23 protein-coding genes are annotated in these 23,627 nt (G+C 72.5%); 16 read left to right on the top strand and 7 right to left on the bottom strand.

The window, feature by feature from the left end:
* Positions 1–23: 23 nt before the first annotated feature.
* Entirely contained in the window at positions 24–878 is an 855-nt protein-coding gene (locus tag CP969_RS22750; RefSeq protein ID WP_016825050.1) for an SDR family oxidoreductase, read from the bottom strand.
* Between the two features lie 91 nt (positions 879–969).
* On the opposite strand from CP969_RS22750, the gene CP969_RS22755 reads away from it, so the two are divergent.
* Genes CP969_RS22755 through CP969_RS22765 form a run of 3 tightly spaced genes read left to right on the top strand, consistent with a single transcriptional unit; the run spans position 970 to position 1,971 of the window.
* Entirely contained in the window at positions 970–1,362 is a 393-nt protein-coding gene (locus CP969_RS22755; RefSeq protein WP_026084958.1) for a winged helix-turn-helix transcriptional regulator, read from the top strand.
* 40 nt (positions 1,363–1,402) lie between these two features.
* A complete protein-coding gene (locus CP969_RS22760; RefSeq protein ID WP_016825048.1) occupies positions 1,403–1,786 on the top strand; it encodes a DUF6082 family protein in 384 nt (127 codons plus the stop codon).
* A complete protein-coding gene (locus CP969_RS22765) occupies positions 1,714–1,971 on the top strand; it encodes a hypothetical protein (RefSeq protein WP_026084956.1) in 258 nt (85 codons plus the stop codon). The genes CP969_RS22760 and CP969_RS22765 overlap by 73 nt, the downstream gene beginning before the upstream one ends.
* 82 nt (positions 1,972–2,053) lie before the next feature.
* On the opposite strand, the gene CP969_RS22770 is transcribed toward CP969_RS22765, so the two are convergent.
* From CP969_RS22770 to CP969_RS22790, 5 genes are all read right to left on the bottom strand, one after another.
* Positions 2,054–3,103 (bottom strand): 2-oxoacid:ferredoxin oxidoreductase subunit beta, encoded by a 1,050-nt coding sequence (locus tag CP969_RS22770; RefSeq protein ID WP_004984610.1) that lies wholly within the window; start codon positions 3,101–3,103, stop codon positions 2,054–2,056.
* The gene (locus CP969_RS22775) at positions 3,096–5,024 is read right to left on the bottom strand and encodes a 2-oxoacid:acceptor oxidoreductase subunit alpha (protein ID WP_026084955.1); all 1,929 of its coding nucleotides are present in this window, start codon (positions 5,022–5,024) and stop codon (positions 3,096–3,098) included. Before CP969_RS22775 ends, CP969_RS22770 begins: the two co-directional genes overlap by 8 nt.
* 293 nt (positions 5,025–5,317) lie before the next feature.
* Entirely contained in the window at positions 5,318–5,977 is a 660-nt protein-coding gene (locus CP969_RS22780; protein WP_004984608.1) for a response regulator transcription factor, read from the bottom strand.
* A 296-nt stretch (positions 5,978–6,273) separates the two neighbouring features.
* Positions 6,274–7,629, bottom strand: coding sequence for a sensor histidine kinase (locus tag CP969_RS22785; RefSeq protein WP_016825044.1), 1,356 nt, complete (start codon positions 7,627–7,629; stop codon positions 6,274–6,276).
* 271 nt (positions 7,630–7,900) lie between these two features.
* Positions 7,901–9,115: a sensor histidine kinase gene (locus CP969_RS22790; RefSeq protein WP_171817475.1), complete on the bottom strand. Its 1,215-nt coding sequence runs from the start codon at positions 9,113–9,115 to the stop codon at positions 7,901–7,903.
* 268 nt (positions 9,116–9,383) lie between these two features.
* Between CP969_RS22790 and CP969_RS22795 the strand changes: the two genes are divergently transcribed.
* The 13 genes from CP969_RS22795 to CP969_RS22855 all read left to right on the top strand — a co-directional run bounded on the left by CP969_RS22795 (position 9,384) and on the right by CP969_RS22855 (position 21,996).
* Entirely contained in the window at positions 9,384–9,791 is a 408-nt protein-coding gene (locus CP969_RS22795) for an NADH-quinone oxidoreductase subunit A (RefSeq protein WP_004984601.1), read from the top strand.
* Positions 9,782–10,477 carry an NADH-quinone oxidoreductase subunit B gene (locus tag CP969_RS22800; RefSeq protein ID WP_016825042.1) on the top strand — a complete coding sequence of 232 codons (696 nt, stop codon included), beginning with the start codon at positions 9,782–9,784 and terminating at the stop codon, positions 10,475–10,477. Before CP969_RS22795 ends, CP969_RS22800 begins: the two co-directional genes overlap by 10 nt.
* A complete protein-coding gene (locus CP969_RS22805) occupies positions 10,474–11,922 on the top strand; it encodes an NADH-quinone oxidoreductase subunit C (RefSeq protein ID WP_150474957.1) in 1,449 nt (482 codons plus the stop codon). Before CP969_RS22800 ends, CP969_RS22805 begins: the two co-directional genes overlap by 4 nt.
* Positions 11,919–12,887 (top strand): complex I subunit 1/NuoH family protein, encoded by a 969-nt coding sequence (locus CP969_RS22810; RefSeq protein ID WP_004984593.1) that lies wholly within the window; start codon positions 11,919–11,921, stop codon positions 12,885–12,887. Before CP969_RS22805 ends, CP969_RS22810 begins: the two co-directional genes overlap by 4 nt.
* On the top strand, positions 12,887–13,558 hold the full coding sequence (locus CP969_RS22815; protein ID WP_004984592.1) for a NuoI/complex I 23 kDa subunit family protein: 672 nt from the start codon (positions 12,887–12,889) through the stop codon (positions 13,556–13,558). Before CP969_RS22810 ends, CP969_RS22815 begins: the two co-directional genes overlap by 1 nt.
* On the top strand, positions 13,555–14,346 hold the full coding sequence (locus tag CP969_RS22820) for an NADH-quinone oxidoreductase subunit J family protein (protein ID WP_016825040.1): 792 nt from the start codon (positions 13,555–13,557) through the stop codon (positions 14,344–14,346). Before CP969_RS22815 ends, CP969_RS22820 begins: the two co-directional genes overlap by 4 nt.
* Complete coding sequence (nuoK, locus tag CP969_RS22825) at positions 14,346–14,747, top strand: NADH-quinone oxidoreductase subunit NuoK (protein WP_004984589.1); 402 nt, start codon at positions 14,346–14,348, stop codon at positions 14,745–14,747. Before CP969_RS22820 ends, nuoK begins: the two co-directional genes overlap by 1 nt.
* Entirely contained in the window at positions 14,744–16,738 is a 1,995-nt protein-coding gene (locus CP969_RS22830; protein WP_016825039.1) for an NADH-quinone oxidoreductase subunit 5 family protein, read from the top strand. Before nuoK ends, CP969_RS22830 begins: the two co-directional genes overlap by 4 nt.
* A 6-nt stretch (positions 16,739–16,744) precedes the next feature.
* Positions 16,745–18,319 carry a complex I subunit 4 family protein gene (locus tag CP969_RS22835; RefSeq protein ID WP_016825038.1) on the top strand — a complete coding sequence of 525 codons (1,575 nt, stop codon included), beginning with the start codon at positions 16,745–16,747 and terminating at the stop codon, positions 18,317–18,319.
* Complete coding sequence (locus CP969_RS22840) at positions 18,316–19,815, top strand: NADH-quinone oxidoreductase subunit N (RefSeq protein ID WP_016825037.1); 1,500 nt, start codon at positions 18,316–18,318, stop codon at positions 19,813–19,815. Before CP969_RS22835 ends, CP969_RS22840 begins: the two co-directional genes overlap by 4 nt.
* A gap of 247 nt (positions 19,816–20,062) precedes the next feature.
* Positions 20,063–20,926, top strand: coding sequence for a zinc metalloprotease HtpX (gene htpX, locus CP969_RS22845; RefSeq protein WP_004984583.1), 864 nt, complete (start codon positions 20,063–20,065; stop codon positions 20,924–20,926).
* Positions 20,923–21,318, top strand: a complete 396-nt coding sequence (locus CP969_RS22850; RefSeq protein WP_004984581.1) for a YccF domain-containing protein — start codon at positions 20,923–20,925, stop codon at positions 21,316–21,318. Before htpX ends, CP969_RS22850 begins: the two co-directional genes overlap by 4 nt.
* 111 nt (positions 21,319–21,429) lie before the next feature.
* A complete protein-coding gene (locus CP969_RS22855) occupies positions 21,430–21,996 on the top strand; it encodes an SMI1/KNR4 family protein (RefSeq protein WP_016825036.1) in 567 nt (188 codons plus the stop codon).
* Positions 21,997–22,105: 109 nt separating this feature from the next.
* Here CP969_RS22855 and CP969_RS22860 read toward each other — a convergent pair whose 3' ends face one another.
* The gene (locus CP969_RS22860; protein WP_016825035.1) at positions 22,106–23,353 is read right to left on the bottom strand and encodes an APC family permease; all 1,248 of its coding nucleotides are present in this window, start codon (positions 23,351–23,353) and stop codon (positions 22,106–22,108) included.
* Positions 23,354–23,627: the final 274 nt, after the last annotated feature.

Below are 23,627 nucleotides of genomic sequence, written 5' to 3' on the forward strand. Positions count from 1 at the left end.
CGGCCGAGGGCGATCGGCCGGGGTCAGCCCTTGAGCGCGGCGGAGACGGCCTCGGCGAGCGGGGTGGTGGGGCGCCCGATCAGGCGGGACAGATCGCCGCTGTCGACGACCAGTTCGCCCTTCTCGATGGAGGCGTCCACGCCCGCGAACACCGCGGCCACCGGTCCGGGCAGACCGGCGCCGGTCAGGATGCCGGTGAGCGCCTCGACCGTGACCTGCCGGTAGGAGATCTCCTCGCCGGTCTGCCGGCTCAGCTCGGCCGCGTACTCGGTGAGGCTCCACGCCTCGTCGCCGCCCAGCTCGTACGTCGCGTTCTCGTGCCCCTCGCCGGTCAGTACGGCGACGGCGGCGGCCGCGTAGTCGGCGCGCGAGGCGGAGGAGATCCGGCCCTCGCCGGCGGCGCCGACGACCGCGTGGTGCTCCAGCACCGGAGCGAGGTTCTCGGTGTAGTTCTCGTGGTACCAGCCGTTGCGCAGCAGGACGTACGGCACGCCCGAGGCCAGCAGGGCCTCCTCGGTGCCGCGGTGGTCGTCGGCGAGGGCGGCGGTCAGGGTGCCGGGGGCGCTGGTGTAGGCGAGCAGGGCGACACCGGCGGCCTTCGCGGCGTCGATGACGGCCCTGTGCTGCCCCACCCGGTCTCCCCCGACCTCGTTGCCGGAGATCAGCAGCACCCGGTCGCCGGCCGCGAACACGCCTTGGAGGCTCCCGGGGGCGCTGTAGTCGGCGACCGCGACGCGCACACCGCGGGCCGCGAGACCGGCCGCCTTCTCCGCGCTGCGGACCACGGCGGTGACCTGCTCGGCCGGGACCTTCTCCAGCAACTGCTCCACGACGTGACGGCCGAGCTTTCCGGTGGCTCCGGTGACGACGATGCTCATGATGCGAGAACTCCTTGGGGGGTGCGTATGTACTAACCCTAGGTTCTGCGCTAACCAGAGGAAAGTACCCACTTTGAAGTAAGGTACTGGCATGGCGGTAAGTGAGTGTGGCCGGGGGAGCGGCGGCGAGGCGATGTGTCCGCACCGGCTGGTCCTGGAGCACGTGACCAGTCGTTGGGGCGTGCTGGTGCTGATCCGGCTCCTCGAGCGGTCGTACCGCTTCAGCGAGCTGCGCCGGGCGGTCGGCGGGGTCAGCGAGAAGATGCTCGCCCAGACCCTCCAGACCCTGGAGCGCGACGGCCTGGTGCACCGCGACGCCAAGCCGGTCATCCCGCCCCGCGTCGACTACTCCCTCACCGGCCTGGGCCGTGAGGCGGCCGAGCAGGTGCGCGATCTGGCCCGGTGGACCGAGAAGCGGATGGACGACGTGCAACGGGCGCGGGCGGCATATGACACCGCACGCAGGCGGGCTGAGCAGGGCTGACGGCGGCGCGGGGGGCGCGGACGGCGCTCGCCGGGCACACGTGCGCCAGGGCGCCGGCCGCCAGTACGGCGCGATCCTGCTGGGCCGCCGCGTCGGCGGCTACGACTGGGACGTGCTGATCGGGCATCTGCGGGTGCTGTGCCGGAACCAAGTGTTCAAGGAGTACTGGGAGATGACCGTGGAGCACCGGCTGAGCCTGCCCTCCCGGTCGCTCGAAGCCAGGGTGGGGAAGGCCGTCGACGCGATCATGGACGACCTCGCGGACGACCCCGACGAGTGGTGGGTCGTCGGTCCACCGCCCGACGGGGACGGGGGCCGGCGTCCGGCCGGCACATACGGAAGCGAGCCCGCGTGCACGGCGAACTCCCTGCCGTCAGCATCGTCCGGCGCCTCGGCGACTCCCCGCGTCAGCGGGGGAGCGTGACGGGCGAGACCTGCCCCGACCTCTTCGAACTGAGTGACGGCGATTTCGCGGTCATCGGAACCGACCGGACCGAAGAATTGGATGCGCTGCTTCCGGAAAGTGCCGCGAGAGCGGACTGCGAGCGCATTGTCGTGATTACCCGTGACACGCTTCTCCGTGCCGAGCGGGATATTCCTGACGCCTGACGCGGCAGACGTCCGACGCGCCGTTCGGAGAGGGCCCCGGCGTCCCTGGACGCCGGGGCCCTCTCCGTCCGTTCCCGTGCGCTCAGCCGACGACGGTCCAGGTGTCGTTGCCGGCCAGGAGGGCGGCGAGGTCGCCCTTGCCGTGCTGTTCGACGGCGGTGTCGAGCTGGTCGCCCATCAAGGTGTCGTAGACCGGCCGGTCGACGGAGCGGAACACGCCGATGGGGGTGTGGTGCAGGGTGTCCGGGTCGGCGAGGCGGGACAGCGCGAAGGCGGTGGTCGGGGACGCGGAGCGGGCGTCGTGGACCAGGATGTCGGCCTCGTTCTCCGGCGTCACCGCGACCACCTTCAGATCACCGGTGGCCCGGTCCCGTACGACGCCCTTGGACTGCTCGTGGCCGAAGCGGATCGGCTCGCCGTGCTCCAGGCGGATCACCGCCTCCTCGGCCTGCTGCCGGTCCTTGAGGACCTCGAAGGCGCCGTCGTTGAAGATGTTGCAGTTCTGGTAGATCTCGACCAGGGCCGTGCCCGGGTGGGCGGAGGCCTGCCGCAGCACCTCGGTGAGGTGCTTGCGGTCGGAGTCGACCGTGCGGGCCACGAAGGACGCCTCCGCGCCGATCGCCAGCGACACCGGGTTGAAGGGGGCGTCCAGCGAGCCCATCGGGGTCGACTTGGTGATCTTCCCGACCTCGGAGGTCGGGCTGTACTGGCCCTTGGTCAGACCGTAGATCCGGTTGTTGAACAGCAGGATCTTGAGGTTGACGTTGCGGCGCAGGGCGTGGATCAGGTGGTTGCCGCCGATGGACAGCGCGTCGCCGTCGCCGGTGACGACCCAGACGGACAGGTCGCGGCGGGAGGCCGCCAGGCCGGTGGCGATGGCGGGGGCGCGGCCGTGGATGGAGTGCATCCCGTAGGTGTTCATGTAGTACGGGAAGCGGGAGGAGCAGCCGATGCCGGAGACGAAGACGATGTTCTCCTTCGCCAGCCCGAGTTCGGGCATGAAGCCCTGGACGGCGGCGAGGATGGCGTAGTCACCGCAGCCGGGGCACCAGCGCACTTCCTGGTCGGACTTGAAGTCCTTCATGGACTGCTTGCCCTCGGCCCTGGGGACCAGCTTCAGTGCCTCAGTCATCGATGGCCTCCTTCAGCGCCGTCGCGAGCTGTTCCGCCTTGAACGGCATTCCGTTGACCTGGTTGTACGACGTGGCGTCGACCAGGTACTTCGCCCGGATGAGGGTGGCGAGCTGGCCGAGGTTCATCTCGGGGACCACCACCTTGTCGTACCCCCGCAGCACCTCGCCGAGGTTGTGCGGGAAGGGGTTGAGGTGCCGCAGGTGCGCCTGCGCCACCGACTCCCCGGCCGCGCGCAGCCGCCGCACGGCCGCCGTGATCGGCCCGTACGTCGAGCCCCAGCCCAGCACCAGCGTCCTCGCGCCGTGGGGGTCGTCGACCTCGACGTCCGGGACCTCGATGCCGTCGACCTTGGCCTGGCGGGTGCGGACCATGAAGTCGTGGTTGGCCGGGTCGTAGGAGATGTTGCCGGTGCCGTCCTGCTTCTCGATGCCGCCGATCCGGTGCTCCAGACCCGGCGTGCCCGGGATCGCCCACGGCCGCGCCAGCGTCCGCGGGTCGCGCTTGTACGGCCAGAACACCTCGGTGCCGTCGTCCAGGGTGTGGTTGGGGCCCTGGGCGAACCGCACGCGCAGGTCGGGCAGCTCCTCCAGGTCCGGGACGCGCCAGGGCTCGGAGCCGTTGGCGAGGTAGCCGTCGGAGAGCAGGAAGACCGGGGTGCGGTAGGCCAGCGCGATCCGCGCCGCCTCCAGGGCCGCGTCGAAGCAGTCGGCCGGGGTGCGCGGGGCGACCACCGGCACCGGCGCCTCGCCGTTGCGCCCGTACATCGCCTGCAGCAGGTCCGCCTGCTCGGTCTTGGTCGGCAGGCCGGTGGAGGGGCCGCCGCGCTGGATGTCCACGATCAGCAGCGGCAGCTCCAGGGAGACGGCCAGACCGATCGTCTCGCTCTTGAGGGCCACACCGGGGCCGGAGGTGGTGGTGACGGCCAGCGAGCCGCCGAAGGCCGCGCCGAGTGCGGCCCCGATCCCGGCGATCTCGTCCTCGGCCTGGAAGGTCCGCACGCCGAAGTTCTTGTGCCGGCTCAGTTCGTGCAGGATGTCCGAGGCCGGGGTGATCGGGTAGGAGCCGAGGAACAGCGGCAGGTCGGCCTGGCGGGAGGCGGCGACCAGGCCGTAGGCCAGGGCCAGGTTGCCGGAGATGTTGCGGTAGGTGCCGGGCGGGAACGCCTTCACCGCCGGGGCGACCTCGTAGGAGACGGCGAAGTCCTCGGTCGTCTCGCCGAAGTTCCAGCCCGCGCGGAACGCGGCGATGTTGGCCGCCGCGATGTCCGGCTTCTTGGCGAACTTCGAGGTCAGGAACTTCTCGGTGCCCTCGGTCGGCCGGTGGTACATCCACGACAGCAGGCCCAGCGCGAACATGTTCTTGCTGCGCTCGGCCTCCTTGCGGGTGAGGTCGAACTCCTTCAGCGCCTCGACCGTCAGGGTCGTCAGCGGCACCGGGTGCAGGTGGTAGCCGTCCAGCGAGCCGTCCTCCAACGGGTTGCTGCCGTAACCGACCTTCTGCAGCGCCCGCTTGGTGAACTCGTCCGTGTTCACGATGATCTCCGCCCCGCGCGGCATGTCGGCGATGTTCGCCTTCAGCGCCGCCGGGTTCATCGCGACCAGCACGTTCGGCGCGTCACCGGGGGTGAGGATGTCGTGGTCGGCGAAGTGCAGCTGGAAGGACGAGACCCCGGGCAGGGTGCCGGCGGGCGCGCGGATCTCGGCCGGGAAGTTCGGCAGCGTGGAGAGGTCGTTGCCGAAGGACGCGGTCTCCGAGGTGAAACGGTCACCGGTGAGCTGCATGCCGTCACCGGAGTCCCCCGCGAACCTGATGATCACCCGGTCCAGGCGGCGGACGTCCTTCGCTCCCGCCGCTTTGCGCTGCTCTCCCACGACTGCTTCGTCGGCCTGCTCCGCTGGGCTGCTGACCTGGCTGGTCACTGAACTGGACCTCCCTCGAGGCGGCTGTCCGGGACGGCCTTCCCGTGGGCCTTCCCTGGATCAACCCTACGTCCGCAGGGGGCGCTCACCTTGGGTCATTCGCATATTGGACAGTAAGCCGAGACGCCCGGGCGCCCGGACATGTCCCACCTTCTCCTTCGATTACCACTGGTAACGACTCCTCGGTCCTTGCCTTCGAAGACGCCGGCCGGGCCCCTTCCGGTGCGGAGGCGCCACCACCGGACCCTCCGTACGGCGCGGCGAGGGCGCACGCGCGGTGGACGGTCCCGGTCTCAGGAGTTGAGATACGTGAGCACGGCCAGCACCCGCCGGTGGTCGCCGTCGCTCGGGGACAGCCCCAGCTTCAGGAAGATGTTGCTGACGTGCTTCTCGACGGCGCCGTCGCTCACCACCAGCTGCCGGGCGATCGCCGAGTTCGTCCGCCCCTCGGCCATCAGCCCCAGGACCTCCCGTTCGCGCGGAGTGAGTCCCGCGAGCACGTGCTGCTTGCGGCTGCGCCCCAGCAGCTGCGCGACCACCTCCGGGTCCAGGGCCGTACCGCCCCGGGCCACGCGCACCACCGCGTCCACGAACTCACGCACGTCGGCCACCCGGTCCTTGAGCAGATAGCCGACGCCGCGGCTGGAACCGGCGAGCAGCTCCGTGGCGTAGCGCTCCTCCACGTACTGCGACAGCACCAGCACCCCGATGCCCGGGTGGTCCTTGCGCAGCCGCACCGCGGCCCGCACGCCCTCGTCGGTGTGCGTCGGCGGCATCCGCACGTCGGCCACCACCACGTCCGGAAGCAGGTCCTGCCCGTCCAGCTCGGCGATGGTCTTGATCAGCGCGTCGCCGTCACCGACACCGGCCACGACCTCGTGCCCCCGGTCGGTCAGCAGCCGGGTCAGGCCCTCCCGCAGCAGCACCGAATCCTCGGCGATGACCACCCGCACCCTGTCCTCCACGATCCTCGGCCCCCCACAGCCCCGCGCCGCATCCGCCCCCGTGGCGGTCCGGCTGTCGGGTCCAGCATCTCAGCATCCGGTGAGGGGTGCTGCGGGGCAATGCGATTGGCGGGTGTGCGGTGGGGAGGGCTGCGGGGCGACGCGATCGGGAGCGCCGTCGTGGCGCGCCGGCCGGCCCGCGGTCGCCGCACACGGGACCGGTGCGCAGGGAGCGGGTGCGGGCCCGCCGCCCGCACCCGTCGCCCGCACCCGTCGCCTTGCCGACCGCCGGTCTCAGCCCGCGCTCACCGCGTCCGCTCCGCCCGCCACGGCAGCTCCGCCGTCACCCGGGTCGGCCCGCCGACCGGGGAGTCCACCACCAGGATCCCGTCCACCGCGTCCAGCCGCTCCGCCAGACCGGCCAGTCCGGAGCCCCGGGACACGTCGGCACCGCCCACGCCGTTGTCCACGACCTGCAGCATCAGCCGGTTCTCCGTCCGCCACACCTCCACGGCCGCCCATGTCGCCCGTGCGTGCTTGCTGATGTTCTGCAGCAGCTCCGAGACGGTGAAGTAGGCGATGCCCTCGATGGCCGGCGCGGGCCGCTCCGCCAGATCCACCTCCACCTGCACCGGGACCGTGCAGCGTGAGGCGACCGAGGACAGGGCCGCGTCCAGGCCCCGGTCGGTCAGCACCGCCGGGTGGATGCCGCGCGCCAGGTCCCGCAGCTCCTGCAGGGCCGTCTTCACCTCGCCGTGCGCCTCGTCCACCATCTGCGCCGCGACCTGCGGGTCCTCCCGCAGCTTCTCCTTCGCCAGCCCCAGATCCATGGCGAGGTTCACCAGCCGGGCCTGCGCCCCGTCGTGCAGGTCGCGCTCGATGCGCCGCAGGTCGGCGGCGGCCGTGTCCACCACGACCCCCCGGTCCGACTCCAGCTCCACCACCCGCGTGGCCAGCCGGGACGGCCCGAGCAGCCCGTGCACCATCACCCGGTCCACCGTCGTCAGCGCCCGGACGATCCACGGCGTGGCGATGGTGAACAGCAGGCCCACCAGCGCCGTCACCGTGATCTCGAACGGGTTGTCCAGGTAGATCCGGTGCTGCTCGTCGCCGTACAGCTGTATCCCGCCCTGACCGGTGTACACCGGGAAGACCCAGAACCACAGCGGGTACGTCAGCAGCGACCAGCCGACCGACCAGACGGTCACCACGACGGCGAAGGAGAACACCGCCCACGGCAGCTGCAGCACCGCGTACAGCAGGGACCGCCACGAGCTGCCGCTCTTGAGCACGGCACCGATCCACGCCATGAACCCCTGCCGCTTCATCCGCAGCGGCTCCGGCTCGTCCACCTCCAGGCCCAGCAGCCCCCGGGCCCGCGCCCGCTCCACCGCGCCGAACCCCCGGCAGCCGGCGAGCGCCGCCGCCAGCACCGGGACGCCGAGGAACGTCACCAGCAGACCGGCCCCCAGCGACACCATCGTGACCGCGTACGTGAACAGCAGCACGCTGATCGGCAGGCTCAGCAGCACATGGCCCAGTTCCCGCCAGGTGCGCCCCTCGACCGGCGCCCGCAGCGCGGCCGGCAGCCGGTGACGCCGTTCCCCGGGACGCCCGGGCCCCGTGTCGAGCCCGTAGCCCTGTCCGTCATAGGTGGCCATCGACGTGGTCCTCCTCCTCGTCCCGCGGCTGTGCTGTCGTACCTCCAGCCTGCTGTGCCGCAGGTCGGCGGACCATGGAGTCCGTCGCAGTCCTGGACCGGGGGTTATCCCCACCTCCGGCCGCGGACGGGCGCCCCTGCGGGTGCGTCGCGGCCGCGTCCGCGGTCGCCCTTCCGCCCCCTCCCGGGTCCCTTTCGGCCCCCTTCCGGGCCTCCTGCCCGGTTCCCTCCAGGGGCGGCCCTTCGGCCGTCCTCCGGTCCGTCCGCGCGTCCTAGGCGGGGACGCCGGAACGGTCCCGCCAGGGCAGCTCCGCCGTGACGGTCGTCGGGCCGCCCTCGGGCGACTCCACGACGAACAGACCGTCCACCGCGCCCAGCCGGTCGGCGAGGCCCCGCATCCCCGTACCGCCGTCCAGGCTCGCGCCCCCGCGTCCGTCGTCCCACACCTGTATGAGCAGCCGGTCCTCCGACCGCCACACGTCGACCGCCGCCGCCCGGGCCCCGCTGTGCTTGCTGACGTTCTGCAGCAGCTCCGAGACGGTGAAGTAGGCGATGCCCTCGATGGCGGCGGCCGGCCGTTCGGCGAGGTCGACCGTCACCTTCACCGGGACCGTGCAGCGCGAGGCGACCGAGGACAGGGCCGCGTCCAGGCCCCGGTCGGTCAGCACCGCCGGATGGATGCCGCGCGCCAGGTCCCGCAGCTCCTGCAGGGCCAGCTTCACCTCGCCGTGCGCCTCCTCGACCATCGCCGCCGCCGAGTCGGGGTCCTCCAGCAGCTTCTCCTTGGCCAGTCCCAGCCCCATGGCGAGGTTCACCAGCCGGGCCTGCGCCCCGTCGTGCAGATCCCGTTCGATGCGCCGCAGGTCCGCCGCCGCCGTGTCGAACACCACGCCCCGGTCGGACTCCAGCTCGGCGATGCGCCGCTCCAGTTCGTCGGAGGGCGACAGCAGGCCGCGCACCATCATCCGGTCCACGTCGGCCAGGCCCCGCACGACGAACGGCAGCACCGGCCACAGCACGAACAGGCCGACCAGCGTGACGGTGAAGGTCAGAACGCCCCAGGGCAGGCGTATGAACTCGTACAGCACCGTGCGCCAGCCGACCGGGTCCTTCACCGCCATCCACAACTGCGGCCAGAACCCCCGGGCGCCGCGCCACGGCAGCCGGCTCGGCTCCTCCACCCGCACCCCGAGCAGCTTCCTCGCCCGCGCCCGCTCCATCCTGCCCAGCAGCCGCGCACCCATCAGCCCGGCCGCGAGCACCGGGAACCCGATCACCGTGACGGTCAGCCCGACACCCGTGAAGAGCGCGGTCGCCACGTAGACGAAGCCGATCAGCGACACCGGCAGGTTCGCCAGGAGGTGGGCGATCTCCTTCCAGGTGTGCGCGCCGTAGGCGAAACGGGGCGGTGGCGGGCGGTCGCCGTGCCCGGCCGTGTCCGGGACCGCCGTCACCGGGGTACCCAGGGAAGGGTGTCGTTCGGTCATGCGCATCAGCGTGCCCGGAGCCGGGGATCCGCGCCATGAGGTGGACCGCCACGTCGCCCTGAGGAAAACCCCACCCCCCGCATGCCGAGGCACGACGGGCTGCTTACCGTGCCTTTATCAGGGCCTAGACTCCCCTGCGTACAGATCGTCGAACCGCGACGTTCACAGGTACGGACCCAAGGCGCGGACCGAGGCGCGGTTCACAGCACGGATCAGGCACGGATCAGGGCACGGACCAGGGACACCAGCCAGGGAGTGAGGGGCGGACGTGCGGGAACCGACCGTCGTCGAGACGACCGTCGTCGCGGCGGACTACTTCCAGTCCTACTCGGTCGTCGGACTGCTGGCCGTCGTCGGCCTGCTGTTCGTCGCGGTCGCCTTCGGGGCCGGACGCCTGCTGCGCCCCGTGGTGCCCACCCCCGAGAAGCTCCTGACGTACGAGTGCGGGGTCGACCCCGTCGGTGAGGGCTGGGCCCACACCCAGGTCCGCTACTACGTCTACGCCTTCCTCTACGTGATCTTCGCGGTCGACTCGATCTTCCTCTTCCCCTGGGCGACCGTCTTCGCCGCCGACGGCTACGGCGCGACCACCCTCGTGGAGATGTTCATCTTCCTCGGCTTCCTCGCCGTGGGCCTGCTGTACGCATACAAGAAGGGCGTCCTGACATGGACGTGACCCCCTCGACCTCCTCGAACCCTTCGGCCCCCTCCGCCTCGTCGGCCCCGTCGGCCGCCGAGCCGGTCCTGCTGCCGGAACCGAAGCGGCTCGGCGCGCTCGCCCGCCTGGCGCCCGAGCCGATGAAGGTGGTCCTCAACTGGGGCCGTCGCTACTCGCTGTGGGTCTTCAACTTCGGCCTCGCCTGTTGCGCGATCGAGTTCATCGCCGCGTCGATGGCCCGCCACGACTTCATCCGCCTCGGCGTCATCCCCTTCGCGCCGGGACCGCGCCAGGCCGACCTGATGGTCGTCTCCGGGACGGTCACGGACAAGATGGCGCCCGCGGTGAAACGCCTGTACGAGCAGATGCCCGAGCCGAAGTACGTCATCTCCTTCGGCGCGTGCAGCAACTGCGGCGGCCCGTACTGGGACTCCTACTCCGTCACCAAGGGCGTGGACCAGATCATCCCGGTCGACGTCTACGTCCCGGGCTGCCCGCCCCGGCCCGAGGCACTGCTCCAGGGGATCCTCAAGCTCCAGGAGAAGATCGCACGGGAGTCGCTGGGGGAGCGGTACGGAACCGGCCCCGGGACCGCTCCCGGCGCGGGACGCCCGTCGGCGGCGGCGCTGCAGAGCGGGTTGGTCGCACCGCCGGCGGCCGGTGAGCCCGGTGGCGGGACGCCGGACACGGGGGAGGAGCGATGACCGCGGTCGGCTGGCTCCCCGCCGGCGCCGAGGAGCTGTTCGGCACGGACGCCACGGCGGAGGAGTCGTACGGCGTCCTGACCGTCGACGTGCCCCCCGCCTCCTGGATCTCCGCCCTGGAGACCGCGCGCGACCGCGTCGGCTGCACCTTCTTCGACTGGCTGAGCGCGGTCGACGAACCCGGCACCGGATTCCGCGTCACGGCGCACGTCGTGGCCCTGTCGCCGGTGCGGCGCCTGCTGCTGCGCACCACGGTCCCGCACGAGGCGCCGACGCTGCCCTCCGCCGTGGACGTCTACGCGGGCGCGGCCTGGCACGAACGCGAGACGCACGAGATGTTCGGCATCGACTTCACGGGCCACCCCGCCCTGGAGCACCTCCTCCTGCCGGACGGTTTCGAGGGCCACCCCCTGCGCAAGGACTTCGTCCTCGCGGCCCGCGTCGCCAAGGCCTGGCCCGGCGCCAAGGAACCCGGGGAGCCCGCGGCGGGTGCGGAGCACGGCGGCCCGAGGCGCCGCCAGATGCTGCCGCCCGGTGTCCCCGACCCCAACGAATGGGGCCCGCTGAAGGGCCAGCTCCCGCCTGCCCCGACCCGTTCGGCCCGCGGCGCCGGCCGGGCGGCCGCAGGGGCGGGGCGAGCGGCCGGGGAACGCCCCGCCCCTGCGGCCCGGGCGGCGGGCGACCGCCCCGTGCGCCGCACCCGCACGGCGGCGGAGGGCTCGGCGAGCCAGGTCGCCGGGGGAGCGGCGGGCCGGGCCGCGCAGGCGCGTCCCGGTGAACCGGGCACGGACAGCGGTGCCTCCACGGAACCGACCCGTCCGTCAGAGCCCGCCGCGCCCCCCGCGCGACGTGCCCGGAGTGCGAGCGAGGGGTCGGCGTCCCAGCGTGCCGGGGCCCGTGGCGCCGGCGGTCCCCGGCGGGCGCGCAGCGCGTCCGAGGGGTCCGCGAGCCAGCGCGCCGCGTCGGACCGGGCGGCGTCGCCGGGCGGAACCGGACCGGCGGACGGTGCCCCCGCGCCCGGACCCGCCGGAGGCCGGCCGGAACGGGAGCCCTCCGGCGCACCGCGCAGCCCGGACGCCCCCTGGCACCACGCCCGCCCGGCCTTCGACCGGCCCGAAGCCGAGGACGGCACCGGGGCCGGGCCCGAAACGGCATCCGAGGCCGCACGGGAAACCGCGGGCCCGGACGTGTCCCCGGGCACCGCCCCCGACACCACCCCGGAGACCGCGGGCGGCTCCGAGGACCCGGCCCGCGAGCCGAAACCGGCCTCGAAGGGGCGCGGCACCCCCGACCGTCCGAGCCCCGACAGCCCCGACAGCCCGAGCGACGGCGGTCCGAGCGACGGCGGTCCGAGCGACGACAGCCCGAGGGCTCCCGGTGGGCCCGCCACCCCCGGTGATCCCGACGCCCCCGCCCCCGACGACCCCTCAGGAGGCCCGCGGTGAACGACGCGCTCGACGTCGCCCTGCGACTCCTGGTCGTCTTCGTCGTCTTCCTCACCTTCCCCCTGATCGTGGGTCAGACCGAGCACAAGGTGATGGCCCACATGCAGGGCCGCCTCGGCCCCATGTACGCCGGTGGTTTCCACGGCTGGGCCCAGCTCATCGCCGACGGAGTGAAGTTCGCGCAGAAGGAGGACGTGGTCCCGGCCGGCGCGGACCGCCGTATCTTCCAGCTCGCCCCGGCCGTCTCCCTGCTGCCGTACCTCCTCGTCCTGCTCGCCATCCCGATCGGCCCGGGCGAGGGCGCGGTCGGGCAAGTACTGGACGCGGGCGTGTTCTTCGTCCTGGCGGTCATGGGCGTGGGAGTCCTCGGCTCGCTCATGGCCGGCTGGTCCTCCGCCAACAAGTTCTCCCTCCTCGGCGGCCTGCGCACCGCCGCGCAGCTCCTCGCCTACGAACTGCCGATGCTGCTCACCGCCGCCTCGGTGGCGATGGCGGCCGGCACCGTCTCGCTCGTCGGCATCCTCGACGCCTTCGAGTGGTGGTGGCTGCCCTGGCAGATCACCGGCGCGCTCGTCTTCTTCGTCGCCGGCCTCGCCGAGCTCCAGCGCCCGCCGTTCGACATGCCCGTCGCCGACTCGGAGATCATCTTCGGCGCGTACACCGAGTACACCGGTCTGCGCTTCGCCCTCTTCCTCCTCGCCGAGTACGCCGGGATCGTCGTCCTGTGCGGCCTGACCACCGTCCTCTTCCTGGGCGGCTGGCACGGTCCCTGGGGCGCCGACGGACTCGGCTGGGTCTGGACCCTGCTGAAGACCGCGGTCCTCGCCTTCGTGGTCATCTGGCTGCGCGTCACCTATCCCCGCCTGCGCGAGGACCAGTTGCAGAAGCTCTCCTGGACCCTCCTCGTCCCCCTCTCCCTCGCTCAGATCGCCTTCACCGGCGTCGTCAAGGTGGTGTTCCTCTGATGGCCCCGATCCCCGGCTCCGGCCTGGCCAAGGGCCTGGCCGTCACCCTGCGGACGATGACGAAGAAGCCCGTCACCGACCAGTACCCGGACACCCAGCCCGCACTGCCGCCCCGCACCCGCGGGGTGATCGGCCTGTTCGAGGAGAACTGCACGGTCTGCATGCTGTGCGCCCGCGAGTGCCCGGACTGGTGCATCTACATCGACTCCCACAAGGAGACGATCCCGGCGACGACCCCCGGCGGACGCGAACGCAGCCGCAACGTCCTCGACCGCTTCGCCATCGACTTCTCCCTGTGCATGTACTGCGGTATCTGCATCGAGGTGTGTCCGTTCGACGCACTGTTCTGGTCCCCCGAGTTCGAGTACGCCGAGACCGACATCCGCGACCTCACCCACGAGCGGGACAAGCTGCGCGAGTGGATGTGGACGGTCCCGGCCCCGCCCGCCCTCGACCCCGGTGCCGAGGAGCCCAAGGAACTCGCCGCCGCCCGCAAGACCGCCGAGAAGCTGGCCGCCGCCCAGGCCGCGGAGGCGGCCCCGCCTCCGGCGCCCCCGGCCGGCACCGAGTCGCACGCCGACGAACAGGCCCGCGCCGCCGAGTCTCCCGCGCGCCCGGCGGGCGAATCGCAGCAGCAGACGGACCGGCCACGGCAGGAGGGCGGGGAATGACCCTCGCAGCGACCCTCGCCGGCCTCGCGGCCGGCACCACGGACCTGGCGGCCGAGTCCCGGGGTTTCCTCTCCCCGACCGGAGTGGAGATCGCCTTCCTCCTCGTCGGCCTGGTCACCTTCGGCGCCGCCGTCGTCACCGTCACCACGAAACAGCTGGTGCACGCCGCCCTGTGGCTGGTGGTGACCCTCGGGGGCCTCGCCGTCGAATACCTCCTGCTCACAGCCGAGTTCATCGCCTGGGTACAGGTGCTCATCTACGTCGGTTCCGTGATCGTGCTCCTCCTGTTCGGTCTGATGCTCACCCGGGCCCCCATCGGCCGCTCCCCGGACGCCGACTCCGGCAACCGCTGGGTCGCCCTCGCCGTGGCGGTCGCCGCCGCGGCGGCCCTGGTCTGGGTCGTCGTCGACGCCTTCCGCACCACCTGGATCGACCTGGACGGCGCGCCCGCCGGCTCCACCGACGTGACCGGCGCGAGCCTCTTCCAGCACTGGGTCCTCCCCTTCGAGGCCCTCTCCGTCCTCCTCCTCGCCGCCCTCGTCGGCGCGATCGTCCTGTCCCGCAAGGCGACGGCCGACGCCGCGGCCGCAGCAGCGACAGGCACCCCGCCGGCCGGGTCCCCGCCGGCCGTCGCTCCGCCGGCCACCGGTCCGGCCACCGCCCCGGTCACCGATCCGGCCTCCGGTCCGGCCACCGCCCCGGTCACCGATCCGGCCTCCGCCCCGGTCACCGACCCGAGCGCGTCCGGAGCGACCGACGCCGGGCGCGACACGGAAGGGAGCCGCTGATGCACCTCGCCTATCCCGCCGTGCTGTCCGCCCTCCTGTTCTGCACCGGGCTGTACGGCGTCCTCGCCCGCCGCAACGCGATCCTGGTCCTGATGTCGGTCGAGCTGATGCTCAACGCCGTCAACCTGAACCTGGTCGCCTTCGACGTCTGGCTCAGCCGGGCCGCCGAGGAGACGCTGCACTCCGGCCAGGCCCTGACCCTGTTCACCATCGCCATCGCCGCCGCCGAGATCGGCATCGGCCTGGCGATCGTCCTCGCCGTGTACCGCAACCGCGGCACCTCGGACATCGACCGGCTCCGCGACACCGCCGAGGGCCACGAACCCGACGGCCCGGACGCCCCCGACCACGACGCCTCCGCGCCCAGGGCGGCAGCCGAGAATGCCGAGGCCACCGCGTGACCACCACCACTCTCGCCGTCCTCGTCCCCCTCCTTCCGTTCCTCGGCGCTCTCGCCGGGCTGCTCCTGGGCCGCACGGCCCCCGGCTTCGTCCGCCCGCTCGCCGTCCTGCCGACGCTCGCCTCCCTGGTGCTGGCCGCCGTGGTCGCCGCGCGCCAGGGCGGCGGCCGGGCCGTCGACGCCGCCACCGAGCTCACCCCCACCGGCTCGGTCCCCATCGAACTCGCCCTGTACATCGACGGCTTCGCCGCCCTCACCGCCGTCCTGGTCACCGTCGTCGCCGCCTGCGTGCAGATCTACTCGACGGGCTACCTGCGCGACGACCCGCGCTACCCCTCCTACGCCGCCCTCGTCTCGCTGTTCACCTCCGCGATGCTCCTGGTCGTCTACTCCGGCGACCTGATGGTGCTGCTGGTCGGCTGGGAAGTCATGGGCATCTGCTCCTACTTCCTCGTCGGCCACTACTGGGAGACCCCTCAGGCCCGCGCCGCCTCCCTCAAGGCCTTCCTGGTCACCAAGCTCGGCGACGTCCCCTTCCTCATCGGCCTGTTCGCCCTCGCCACCGAAGCCGGGTCCTTCCGCATCACCCGGATCCTCGACGCCGTCGCGGGCGGCGGCATCGAGCACCCCACGCTGATCGCCCTGCTGCTCCTGGCGGGCGTGGCCGGCAAGTCGGCGCAGTTCCCGCTGCACACCTGGCTCCCCGACGCGATGGCCGGCCCGACGCCCGTCTCCGCGCTGATCCACGCCGCGACGATGGTCGCCGCCGGTGTCTACTTCGTCGCCCGTCTCCTCCCGCTCTTCGAGGCCTCCCGGGCCGCGATGACCGTCCTCGCCGTCATGGCCGCCGTGACCATGGCCGGCTCCGCGCTCGCCGCGCTCGCCCAGGACGACATCAAGCGCGTCCTCGCCTACTCGACGATCGGCCAGCTCGGCTACATGACCGGTGCCCTCGCCGTCGCCGACCGCGGGGCCGCCGTCTTCCACCTCCTGTCCCACGGCGCCTTCAAGGCGCTGCTGTTCCTCGCCGCCGGCGTGATCATCCACGCCGCCGGCACCAACTCGCTGGCCGCCATGTCCCGCACGAGCCACCTGCGCGACCGCGTTCCCGACGCCTACTGGACGATGACCGTGGCGCTGCTCGCGCTCGCCGCGATCCCGCCGTTCAGCGGCTTCTTCTCCAAGGAGGCCGTCCTCGGGGTCGCCGAACACGTCGTCACCGGCCACACCGAGCACGCTCCCGCCGCGGCGGGCTGGATCGTCCTCCTCGCCGGCCTGCTCACGGCCCTGCTCACCGCGGCGTACGCGACGCGCCTGTGGCTGCTGGCCTTCCGCGGCCACGGCCCCGAGGCCCCCGACCACGGCAGGCAGCCGCTGGCGATGACCGCGGTGCTGTGGGTGCTCGCCGTCCCGTCCCTGGCCTTCGGCGGATTCGCGTTCCGCGTCCTGCCCGACTGGTTCGACGGCCACGACCTGACCCCGACGCTCACCACCTCCGTGCTCGGCACGGGCGTGGCCCTGGTCGGCGGCATCGTCACCTACGCCACCTGGCGGCACACCACCGCGTACGCCGCGCGCACCCCCCTCGGCGCCGTCGCCGCCCACCCCGAGGGCGGTGCCGGGCGGGTCGAGGCGGAGGCCATCGCCGGCCACGAACCCGCCTACGGAGACATCGCGTACGCGCCCGACCCGTCGGACCCGGGGCGGCTGCTGCTCGGCCCCCTGCACCGCCACGCGGCCGCCGGCTTCCACCTCGACGCCGTGTACACGGCCCTCTTCGTCCGCCCGGTCCGGGCCGGCGCGCGTCTCGTCCGGTTCCTCGACCGCGAGGTCGTCGACACCTACGTACGCGGCGCGGGAACGCTGCCCCGCTGGCTGGGCGCCGCCGTCCGACGGGCCCAGACCGGCAATCTGCAGACCTATGTGAGCGTGCTGCTCGCCGGCACCGTCGTCCTCGCGGTCGCCGCCGTCCTCGTCGCCACGGGAGCGTGAGCAGGCGTGATCGATATCAACGAGTCCGTGATGCAGTTCCTTCTGGCGTTCCTCGTCGTCGGCCCGCTCCTCGGCGCCGCCACCGCCCTCCTGCCGGCCCCGCCCGGACTGAAGGGGAAGTCACCCGAGCAGGCCGTGCTCCGGCACGGCGTGACCGTCACCGGCGCGGTCCTCCTCGCGGCGCTCGTCCTCGTGCTCGGCTTCGACCACGACCAGCCGTCGAAGATGCAGGCCACGACCGACATCAGCTGGATCCCCGCACTCGACGTGCGGATCCACCTCGGCACCGACGGCATCTCCCTCCCCCTTCTGGTCCTGACCGCACTGCTGACCTTCCTCAGCGCGCTCCACTCGTACTTCAAGCCGCCCGCGGGCCCCTCCCCGAAGGCCTTCGTGGCCCTGCTGCTCGTCCTCGAGTCCGGCACCCTCGCGACCTTCGCCGTCCTCGACCTGGTCCTGTTCTTCCTCGCCTTCGAGACGGTCCTCATCCCGATGTACTTCCTCATCGCCCGCTGGGGCGGCGAGGGCCGGGCCGAGGCCGCCTGGAAGTTCATCCTCTACACGCTGCTCGGCTCCGTGGTCATGCTGCTCGGCCTGCTCCTGATCGGTCTCGGGGCGGGCACGTTCGACATGGTGGCACTCGCCACTGACAACGGCCGGGCGCTGACCACAACCGTGCAGGTCACCGCCGTTCTGGCGATCGGGCTCGGGCTCGCGGTCAAGACCCCGATGTGGCCGCTGCACAGCTGGCTGCCCGACGCCCACACCGCCGCGCCGACCGTCGGCTCGGTGCTGCTGGCCGGCGTCCTGCTGAAGATGGGCACCTACGGGTTCGTCCGCATCCTGCTCCCCGCCGCACCGGACGGGTTCCGCACCTTCGCGCCCTACCTCGCCGCCTTCGCCGTCGTCGGCATCATCTACGGCTCCCTCGCCTGCCTGGCCCTCGCCAGGCGGGGCGCGAAGGGCGACCTCAAGCGCCTCATCGCCTACTCCTCCGTCGGCCACATGGGCTTCGTCCTCCTCGGCGTGGCGACCATGACCCCGACCGGCGTCAACGGCGCCCTGTTCGCCAACATCGCCCACGGCCTCATCACCGGCCTGCTGTTCTTCCTGGTCGGAGCCCTCAAGGACCGCACCGGCAGCACCGACCTCGACACCCTGGCCCAGGAGACGGGCGCCGCCCTGTACGGGAAGGCCCCGCGCCTCGGCGGACTGCTCGCCTTCGGCGCCGTCGCCTCCCTGGGCCTGCCCGGCCTGGCCGGGTTCTGGGGCGAGATGCTCGCGCTGTTCGGCGCCTTCGACCCCGCCGAGGGCCTCAGCCGCCCCGCCTTCCTCACCTTCATGGCGATCGGCGCCTTCGGCACCCTGCTGACCGCCGCCTACCTGCTGATCGTGGTCCGCCGGGTCTGCATGGGCGCCGCCCCGCGGGAAGCCCCGGAACTCACCGACGTACGCGGTCACGAGTTCGCGGCCTGGACCCCGCTCGTCGTCCTCACCGTCGTCGCCGGGCTGTGGCCCAGGACCCTCCTCGGACTCACCGACCCGGCCGTGCAGCAGCTCCTCGCAGGAGGCACCCGATGAGCTCCCTCGTGCAGTCCGTCGACTGGCTGGCCATCGCGCCGCCCACCATCGCGGCGGTCGTCGGAGTCGTCGTCCTCGTCGCCGACCTGTTCGTCGGTGAGACCAGGAAACCCCTGCTGGGCTGGTTCTCGGTGGCCGGACTCGCCGTCGCCGCGCTCATGCTGCTGCCCCTCCTCGACGCCGACCGCAGCACCTTCTGCCTGGTCGGCGACACCGGCGTGTGCAGCTACACCGCCGACCGCTTCACCCTCGTCATCCAGTTCCTGGTGCTCGGCGGGGCCCTCCTGGCCGCCCTGCTGTCCGTCACCGCCCTGAAGGACGCCGGCAAGCGGCTCCCCGAGGGGGAGTACTGGTTCCTGTTCCTCTCCTCCACGGCCGGCGCCGCCCTCCTGCCCGCCTCCCGCGACCTCGCGACCCTCGTCGTCGCCCTGGAGGTCGCCTCCCTGCCCGCCTTCGCCCTGGTCGGCCTCCGCCGGGGCGACCGCAGGTCCTCCGAAGCGGCCCTGAAGTTCTTCCTGTCCTCGGTCACCGCCACCGCGGTCAGCCTGCTGGGCATCAGCTTCGTCTACGCCGCCACCGGCACCCTCCACCTCACCCGGGTCGCCGAGCGCATCCAGAACGTCGACGGACAGCTCCACATCCTCGCCCAGACCGGAGTCGTCCTCACCCTCGTCGGCTTCGCCTTCAAGACGGCCGCCGTCCCCTTCCACTTCTGGGTGCCCGACACCTACGTGGGCGCCCCCCTGCCGATCGCCGCCTACCTGTCCGTCATCGGCAAGGCGGTCGGCTTCTCCGGCCTGATCCTCGTCACGGTCGTCGCCCTCCCGTCGTACGCCGACGTCTGGGGCCCCGCACTCGCCGTGCTGGCCGCCCTCACCATGACCGTCGGCAACGTCGGCGCCCTCAGGCAGCAGGCCGCGCGCGCGTACAGCGCGGTACGCCTGCTCGCCTGGTCCTCCGTCGGCCAGGCCGGCTACCTCCTCGTCCCGATCGCCGCCGCCGCGTACACCGACGACGCCGAGAAGGCGATCGGCTCCACCCTGGCCTACGCGCTCATGTACGCCGCCGTGAACCTGGGCGCCTTCGCCGTGGCCGCCCTCGTGGGCCGCACCCACCGCCTCAACCGCGTCGCCGACTACCGGGGCCTGTACGCCGCCAGTCCGCTCACCGCGCTCCTCCTGGGCTTCTTCCTGCTCTGCCTCGCCGGACTCCCGCCGGGCATCATCGGCCTCTTCGCCAAGGTCACCGTCTTCTCCGCGGCAGTCGACGCCGGACTCGGCTGGCTCGCCGTCGTCATGGCCGTCAACGTCGTCATCGCGCTGGTCTACTACCTCCAGTGGACGGCCCTGCTGTTCCGCGCCCCCGAGGGCGAACCGGTGAAGCACCGTCTCCCCGCCCCCCTCACCGCCGCGATCGCCCTGACCGGCGTCCTGGGCGTCGTCCTGTCCGGCGCGCCGCAGCTGGTCCTCCGCTTCACCGACACCGGACTGTTCTGAGCGCCGGGCCGCATCCGCACGTGCGCACGGGGCACCCGGGCCCCCGTGCGCGTGCCGCCCGGGGCCGCCGTCACCCGGACGGTTGACACGCGCCACCGCACGCACAAGGGAACTAGCACCTCTCGCCTGGCGTTGACCGGTACGGGAGGGTCCACTGGACGTGACACCACGACGCCAGTGGCAACGCAGGTCAGAAGGAAGATCAGCAAGCAAGGGTTCCCCTGCCGCACGACTTGGAGGGCGTACCGTGCACCGCCGGCACAACGGGCTCAGGACCGCAATCCTCCTCGGGGGGCTGTCCGCACTCATCATCGTCATCGGCAGCTTCTTCGGCCGCACGGGGCTCGTCATCGCCGTCCTGGTCGCCCTCGGCACCAACGCGTACGCGTACTGGAACAGCGACAAGCTGGCCCTGCGCGCGATGCGTGCCCGCCCGGTGAGCGAGTTCGAGGCCCCGGGGCTGTACCGCATGGTCCGGGAGCTCTCCAACCAGGCCCGCCAGCCCATGCCCCGCCTGTACATCTCCCCGACGGAGGCACCCAACGCCTTCGCCACCGGCCGCAACCCGCGCAACGCCGCCGTGTGCTGCACCGAGGGCATCCTGCGCCTGCTGGACGAGCGCGAGCTGCGCGGCGTCATCGGCCACGAGCTCAGCCACGTCTACAACCGCGACATCCTGATCTCCTCGGTCGCCGGCGCCCTCGCCTCCGTGATCATGTTCCTGGTCAACTTCGCCTGGCTGATCCCGATCGGCCGCTCCGACGACGACGACGGCCCCGGCCTCCTCGGCATGCTGATGATCATGATCCTCGGCCCGATCGCCGCGTCCCTCATCCAGCTGGCCATCAGCCGCTCCCGGGAGTACGAGGCGGACGCCTCCGGCGCCCAGCTCACCGGCGACCCGCTCGCCCTCGCGAGCGCCCTGCACAAGTTGGAACGGGGGACCAAGCAGCTCCCGCTGCCCCCCGAGCCCCGCCTCGAAACGGCCAGCCACATGATGATCGCCAACCCCTTTCGGCCCGGACAGGGGTTCTCGAAGATGTTCTCCACACACCCGCCGATGGCGGAACGCATTGCCCGACTCGAGAAGATGGCAGGTCGCCTTCCGTGAAGACCATCCTGAACGTCATATGGCTCGTCCTCAGCGGCTTCTGGCTGTTCCTCGGCTACCTGCTCGCGGGTGTGCTGCTGTGCGTCACGATCATCGGCATCCCCTTCGGCATCGCCGCCTTCCGCATCGGCGTCTACGCCCTGTGGCCCTTCGGGTACACCGCGGTCGAGCGCCGCGACGCGGGTGCCGCCTCCTTCATCGGCAACGTGCTGTGGCTGATCCTCGCGGGCTGGTGGCTGGCGATCGGCCACATCGTCACCGGCCTCGCCCTGTGCGTGACCATCATCGGAATCCCGCTCGGCATCGCGAACTTCAAGCTGATCCCGGTCTCCCTGCTCCCGATGGGCCGCGAGATCGTACGGACGGACCAGCAGTTCGCGGCGCGCTGGTGAGAACCGGGGCGCGACCCCGTCGAGAGCGCGCCGCGCCCCGCACGTTGTCCACAGTCCAGGGGTTGTCCACAGGCCCGCCCGATTGTCGGTGGTGGCCCGCATGCTGAATCCATGACCGAACACGAGCAGTTGCTGGCACGGGTGGCGGACAAGGCCCGCACCGTCCGCCCCTGGGGACGGCCGTCCCTGCCCGAGCCCGTCGACGCGGCCGCACCGGCCCGCGCCGAAGACGCCCTGGGTTTCGGGTTGCCGCCGCTGCTCGCCGAGCTCTACCTGCGGATAGCGGACGGCGGCTTCGGCCCCGAGTACGGTCTGCTGCCCCTCCTGGACAGCCCGTCCTCGGGTGAACCCGCCGCCGTGGCCCAGTACCTCGCCCGCCGCGAGAGCGGCCGCGAGGACCCCGACCGGCCGTGGCCCGAGGGCGTCCTCCCGATATCCGGCTGGGGCTGCGGGATGTACGCCTGTGTGGACTGCCACTCCCCCCGGGCCACCGTCGTCCTCTTCGAACCCAACCCGGGCGACCCGGCCCTCGCGTGGTACGTCGACGCGCCGAGCCTCGAGGACTGGCTGCGCTCCTGGGTCGAGGGCACGGGCTGGTACGAGGAGGGCAACGAGGACGTGGACCTGGTCCCGTGGACCGACGCCCGCGTACGGGTGAAGCCGTCGCGGGCGTCCTGAGCGGAACCGGCCGCCGTCGGGCGGGACGCACCGCGACGGCCCCGAGCGGATTCCGGTACGGTCCGCCGGCGCGGGGCCGGAGGACAGGGCCGCCGGGCGTCCGGCACGGCTAGCGGCCGGCCCTCGACCGGCGCACCCCGTAGGCCAGCACGCCCACCGCCAGCACGCCCGCGCCCATCGCCACCGAGAGCCCCGGCAGCGAGAACGCCAGCACCAGGCACCCGGCGAGTCCCAGCGCCGGCACCACCCGCGCCGCCGGCCCCGAACGGAGGGTCCAGGCCGACGCGTTGGCCACCGCGTAATACGTCAGCACCCCGAAGGAGGAGAAGCCGATCGCGCCCCGTACGTCCACCGTGGCGGCCAGCACGGCGACCACTGCGCCCACGACCAGCTCCGCCCGGTGCGGCACCTGGAACCGCGGGTGCACGGCGGCCAGACCACCCGGAAGATGCCGGTCCCGGGCCATGGCCAGCGTCGTCCGGGAGACCCCCAGGATCAGGGCGAGCAGCGAGCCCAGCGCGGCGACGGCCGCACCCACCCGCACCACGGGCGCCAGCCCGGGAACCCCGGCGGCCCGCACCGCATCGGCGAGCGGCGCGGTGGCGTCGCCCAGCCCCTGCGCCCCCAATACCGAAAGGACAGCCACGACGACAGCCGCGTACACGACCAGTGCGATGCCCAGGGCCAGCGGGATCGCGCGGGGAATGGTGCGCGCCGGATCCCGGACCTCCTCGCCGAGGGTCGCGATCCGGGCGTACCCGGCGAAGGCGAAGAACAGCAGACCGGCTGCCTGCAGCACCCCGCCGGCCCCGTTCGGCACCTCGATGCCCAGGCGCCCGGGATCGGCCTCCCCGGAAGCCAGGGACACGACCACCACGGAAGCGAGGACGGCCAGGACCACGGCCACGATCACCCGCGTCAGCCACGCGGACTTCCGGACACCGCCGTAGTTCACCGCGGTCAGCGCCACGACGGCGGCGACCGCCACGGCGTGCGCCTGTTCCGGCCAGACGTACGCGCCCACGGTGAGGGCCATCGCCGCGCAGGAGGCCGTCTTCCCGACCACGAACGCCCAGCCCGCGAGATACCCCCAGAACTCCCCGAGCCGCTCACGCCCGTAGACGTACGTGCCGCCCGAGGCCGGGTACCGGGCGGCGAGACGGGCCGACGACATGGCGTTGCAGTAGGCGACCACGGCGGCGACCGCGAGCCCGAGGAGCAGCCCGGAACCGGCTGTCTGCGCGGCGGGAGCCGGCGCGGCGAAGACGCCGGCTCCCACCATCGAGCCGAGACCGATGACCACGGCGTCGCCGACACCGAGCGTGCGGCGGAGTTCAGAACCGGAGGGCGTTGCCACGAGCCGCACCTTACTGAGCGGTGAAACCGCCGTCCGTGTTCCGGGTGTCCTCCACACCAAGACAGGGAGAACAACAGGGTCCGGCGGCGAAGGACCGGACGACGGACGACAGCGCGGCGAACGACAGCGCGGCGAACGGCCGGGCGACGGGCGGCCGGGGCGGCGAAGCACGGGAAAGTCGCATCCCACGGCGCGCGGCGCCGGAACGGTCCGCCGGGCCGGGCCCGGAGCGATGTGCACCGCATCGTGGACGGTGCGGGGGCGGTACGAAGGG

This window comes from Streptomyces viridosporus T7A, from assembly GCF_008704515.1.
Lineage (GTDB): Bacteria > Actinomycetota > Actinomycetes > Streptomycetales > Streptomycetaceae > Streptomyces > Streptomyces viridosporus.

Excerpts from the sequence above, each read along its gene's own strand:
- CP969_RS22750 (WP_016825050.1), bottom strand. The coding sequence starts at position 878 with ATGAGCATCGTCGTCACCGGAGCCACCGGAAAGCTCGGCCGTCACGTC.
- CP969_RS22755 (WP_026084958.1), top strand. The coding sequence starts at position 970 with ATGGCGGTAAGTGAGTGTGGCCGGGGGAGCGGCGGCGAGGCGATGTGT.
- CP969_RS22770 (WP_004984610.1), bottom strand. The coding sequence starts at position 3,103 with ATGACTGAGGCACTGAAGCTGGTCCCCAGGGCCGAGGGCAAGCAGTCC.
- CP969_RS22785 (WP_016825044.1), bottom strand. The coding sequence starts at position 7,629 with ATGGCCACCTATGACGGACAGGGCTACGGGCTCGACACGGGGCCCGGG.
- CP969_RS22790 (WP_171817475.1), bottom strand. The coding sequence starts at position 9,115 with ATGACCGAACGACACCCTTCCCTGGGTACCCCGGTGACGGCGGTCCCG.
- CP969_RS22800 (WP_016825042.1), top strand. The coding sequence starts at position 9,782 with ATGGACGTGACCCCCTCGACCTCCTCGAACCCTTCGGCCCCCTCCGCC.
- CP969_RS22805 (WP_150474957.1), top strand. The coding sequence starts at position 10,474 with ATGACCGCGGTCGGCTGGCTCCCCGCCGGCGCCGAGGAGCTGTTCGGC.
- CP969_RS22815 (WP_004984592.1), top strand. The coding sequence starts at position 12,887 with ATGGCCCCGATCCCCGGCTCCGGCCTGGCCAAGGGCCTGGCCGTCACC.
- CP969_RS22820 (WP_016825040.1), top strand. The coding sequence starts at position 13,555 with ATGACCCTCGCAGCGACCCTCGCCGGCCTCGCGGCCGGCACCACGGAC.
- nuoK (WP_004984589.1), top strand. The coding sequence starts at position 14,346 with ATGCACCTCGCCTATCCCGCCGTGCTGTCCGCCCTCCTGTTCTGCACC.
- CP969_RS22840 (WP_016825037.1), top strand. The coding sequence starts at position 18,316 with ATGAGCTCCCTCGTGCAGTCCGTCGACTGGCTGGCCATCGCGCCGCCC.
- CP969_RS22855 (WP_016825036.1), top strand. The coding sequence starts at position 21,430 with ATGACCGAACACGAGCAGTTGCTGGCACGGGTGGCGGACAAGGCCCGC.